Annotated in this window: 5 protein-coding genes; all 5 read right to left on the bottom strand. The window is 61.7% G+C overall.

Translation table 11 applies throughout. From position 1 onward, the window contains the following. The coding region (gene ccoN, locus JWR98_RS28875) for a cytochrome-c oxidase, cbb3-type subunit I (protein WP_205491864.1) at positions 1–1,064 on the bottom strand (1,064 nt) is incomplete at its 3' end. 416 nt (positions 1,065–1,480) lie between these two features. Next, positions 1,481–2,428 carry a cytochrome-c oxidase, cbb3-type subunit III gene (gene ccoP, locus JWR98_RS28870; protein ID WP_078734202.1) on the bottom strand — a complete coding sequence of 316 codons (948 nt, stop codon included), beginning with the start codon at positions 2,426–2,428 and terminating at the stop codon, positions 1,481–1,483. Continuing rightward, on the bottom strand, positions 2,425–2,631 hold the full coding sequence (locus tag JWR98_RS28865; protein WP_003175459.1) for a cbb3-type cytochrome oxidase subunit 3: 207 nt from the start codon (positions 2,629–2,631) through the stop codon (positions 2,425–2,427). The genes ccoP and JWR98_RS28865 overlap by 4 nt, the downstream gene beginning before the upstream one ends. Before the next feature lie 3 nt (positions 2,632–2,634). Next, a complete protein-coding gene (ccoO, locus tag JWR98_RS28860; RefSeq protein ID WP_003175458.1) occupies positions 2,635–3,243 on the bottom strand; it encodes a cytochrome-c oxidase, cbb3-type subunit II in 609 nt (202 codons plus the stop codon). 10 nt (positions 3,244–3,253) lie between these two features. Then, the coding region (locus JWR98_RS28855) for a cbb3-type cytochrome c oxidase subunit I (protein WP_205491862.1) at positions 3,254–3,637 on the bottom strand (384 nt) is incomplete at its 5' end.

Below are 3,637 nucleotides of genomic sequence, written 5' to 3'. Positions count from 1 at the left end.
ACCCAGCCCAGCGCCCCGGCGTGTACGTGGCCGATGGTCCAGTCGGTGTAGTGGGACAGCGAGTTGACGGTCTTGATCGCCATCATCGGCCCTTCGAAGGTCGACATGCCGTAGAACGCCAGCGAAACCACCAAAAAGCGCAGGATCGGGTCGGTGCGCAATTTATGCCAGGCGCCCGAGAGCGTCATCATGCCGTTGATCATGCCGCCCCAGCTGGGCGCCAGCAGGATGATCGACATCGCCATGCCCAGGGACTGCGCCCAATCCGGCAGGGCGGTGTAGTGCAAATGGTGCGGACCGGCCCAGATATACAGGGTGATCAGCGCCCAGAAGTGCACGATGGACAGGCGATAGGAGTAAATGGGACGTTCGGCCTGTTTGGGCACGAAGTAATACATCATCCCCAGGAAACCGGTGGTGAGGAAGAACCCCACGGCGTTGTGGCCGTACCACCACTGGATCATCGCGTCCGTCGCGCCGGCGTAGGCCGAGTAGGACTTGAACAGGCTCACCGGCAACGACGCGTGGTTGACGATGTGCAGCATCGCCGTGACCACGATGAAGGCACCGTAGAACCAGTTGCCCACGTAGATGTGCTTGGTCTTGCGCTTGACGATGGTGCCGAAGAACACCGCGCCGTAGGTCACCCAGACAATCGCCAGCAAAATGGCGATCGGCCATTCCAGCTCGGCGTATTCCTTGGTGGTGGTGTAGCCCAGCGGCAGGCTGACGATGGCGCCGACGATGACCGCTTGCCAACCCCAGAAGGTAAAGGCGGCGAGGCCGTCGGAGATCAGTCGCGTCTGGCAGGTGCGCTGCACGACATAGTAGGAAGTGGCAAACAGTGCGCATCCGCCGAAGGCGAAAATCACCAGGTTGGTGTGCAGTGGGCGCAGACGGCCGAAGGTCGTCCAGGGCAAGTCGAAATTCAATTCCGGCCAGACCAGTTGCGAGGCGATGAACACCCCGAGCCCCATGCCAAGGATCCCCCAGACCACCGTCATGATGGCGAACTGGCGGACTACCTTATAGTTATAAGCAGTCGGACTGATTGCTGTGCTCATTCTAAGGTTCCACGGTTTAGGTTTTTTTATAGGTAAAATCGGCCGCAAGTATGTAGAAAGCGAGGGGTCATTGCAACGCAATGGCTGACCTGGATCAATGCGTTCCACGCCAGATTCTGCGCCCTTTCCATGTTTGGCGTAAGGACAAATCCGAAATGGAAAGCTGATCGATTGGACAGGAAAATTGCAGGGGCACAACGGGTGTCGTTGGGTACGCCGCAATCGCTTCGCTTGAAAGCAAGCGTAGACCCGAATGGCAGGAGGGGAAAGGTGTGCTTTGGAAGGGTGTGACACTTGGTCACACGGCTCGGTCACTGTGGCGAGGGAGCTTGCTCCCGCTGGAGTGCGAAGCGCTCCCACGATTCTGGGCCGCTTCGCAGCCCAGCGGGAGCACGCTCCCTCGCCACAAGTAACAGTTATTGAGGTTGGCTTTCTGGCGTTGCGCCATTGGCGTTATGGGACAGGCTGTATACGTAAGCCGCCAGCAGGTGCACCTTGTCATTGCCTTGCAGCACTTCCTGCGCCGGCATCTGGCCCTGGCGGCCGTGGCGGATAGTCTGCTGCAACTGCGCCAGGCTGGTGCCGTAGATGTAACCGGCGGGCAGCGTCAGATTCGGCGCCCCCATCGCTTCGGTGCCCTGGCCTTGCGCGCCGTGGCAGGCCACGCAGGTGGTGTTGAACGCGGCTTGGCCGGCGGCCAGGTCGGCGGTGCTGTCGGCCGGCAACGGCAACTTGGCCAGGTCGTGGCGTACATAGGCGGCGACGTTCTTCACACCGTCTTCGCCCAGGATTTCACCCCAGGCCGGCATTGCCGCGTGGCGACCGTTCATGATGGTGGTCTTGATCGCTTCGGCCGAACCGCCCCAGCGCCAAATGTTGTCCGCCAGGTTGGGGAAACCGTACGCGCCCTTGGCGTCCGAGCCGTGGCACACCGCGCAGTTGGAGGCGAACAGGCGACCGCCCATTTTCAGCGCTTGCGGGTCCTTGGCCACTTCTTCCACCGGCATGGCCGAGAATTTGGCGAAGATCGGTCCGAACTTGGTGTCGGCCTTGGCCATTTCCTTTTCCCATTCCTTGGCCGATGTCCAACCGTCCTCGTAGCCCGGCAACACGCCTTTCCAGTTGCCCAGGCCCGGGTAGAGGATCAGATAGCCGACCGCGAACACCAGAGTGCCGGCGAACAGCATGAACCACCACTGGGGCAGCGGGTTGTCGTATTCCTCGATACCGTCGAACGCGTGGCCCATGGTCTGGTCGACGCTGCCCTTGGTTTCGCCCTTGCGGGTGCCGATCAACAGCCAGGTCAGGCCGATCAGGCTGCCGAGGGTCAGTACGCAGATCCATGTACTCCAGAATAGGGTCATGGCCGAGTGCTCCTTATTGCAGGCTCTTCTTGAGCGTCGGATGGGGTTGCGGTGGGTTCATCGGCAAACGGCAGCAGGCGTGCCTGCTCGAATTCCGCATTGCGCCGGTTGTTGAACACCCACAGCGACAGGCCGATAAAGGCGATGGCGACGACCAGCGTGCCAAGGCCGCGGATGGTGCCCGCATCGAATTCAAATCCCATGGCTCACCTCTTGCTCTTGATGGCAGTGCCGAGCACTTGCAGGTACGAAACCAGCGCGTCCATCTCGGTCTTGCCCTTGAGGCTGGCGACGGCGCCACTGATGTCGTCGTCGGTGTACGGCACGCCGAGGGTGCGCATTACCTTCAACTTGGTCTCGGTGTGGCTGTTGTCGACCTGCGCCGTGACCAGCCACGGATAAGCCGGCATTTTCGACTCCGGCACCACGTTGCGCGGGTTGTACAAGTGCGCGCGGTGCCAGTCGTCCGAGTAGCGTGCGCCGACGCGGGCCAGGTCCGGCCCGGTACGCTTGGAACCCCACAGGAACGGGTGGTCCCACACGCTTTCGCCGGCGACCGAGTAGTGGCCGTAACGCTCGGTTTCGGCGCGGAACGGGCGGATCATCTGCGAGTGGCACTGCACGCACCCTTCGCGGATGTAGATGTCGCGGCCTTCCAGTTGCAGCGCGGTGTAGGGCTTCATGCCTTCGACCGGCTTGTTGGTGACGTCCTGGAAGAACAGCGGGACGATCTGGGTCAGGCCGCCGATACTCACGGCGAGCACCATCAGCAGCATCAGCAGGCCGACGTTCTTTTCAATCGTTTCGTGTTTCATCACAGACTCCTCAGGCCAGCTGCGTGGCGGTGGCGGCTTCGACAGGCTGTGCCGAACGCACGGTGCGCCAGGTGTTGTAAGCCATCAGCAGCATGCCGCTGAGGAACACCGCACCGCCCACCAGCCGCACGATGAAGCCGGGGTGGCTGGCCACCAGGGTTTCGACGAAGGAGTAGGTGAGGGTGCCGTCATCGTTGATCGCACGCCACATCAGGCCCTGGGCGATGCCGTTGACCCACATCGAAGCGATGTAGAGCACGGTGCCGATCGTGGCCAGCCAGAAGTGCGCGTTGATCAGGCCGACGCTGTGCATCTGCTCGCGGCCGAAGATTTTCGGAATCATGTGATACAGCGCGCCGATGGAAATCATCGCCACCCAGCCCAGCGCCCCGGC

The sequence above is a fragment of the Pseudomonas lactucae genome (assembly GCF_016937615.1).
Classification (GTDB): Bacteria; Pseudomonadota; Gammaproteobacteria; order Pseudomonadales; family Pseudomonadaceae; genus Aquipseudomonas; species Aquipseudomonas lactucae.
This window is presented reverse-complemented; position numbering and strand designations above follow the sequence as displayed.

Excerpts from the sequence above, each read along its gene's own strand:
- JWR98_RS28865 (WP_003175459.1), bottom strand. The coding sequence starts at position 2,631 with ATGGGATTTGAATTCGATGCGGGCACCATCCGCGGCCTTGGCACGCTG.
- ccoO (WP_003175458.1), bottom strand. The coding sequence starts at position 3,243 with ATGAAACACGAAACGATTGAAAAGAACGTCGGCCTGCTGATGCTGCTG.
- ccoP (WP_078734202.1), bottom strand. The coding sequence starts at position 2,428 with ATGACCCTATTCTGGAGTACATGGATCTGCGTACTGACCCTCGGCAGC.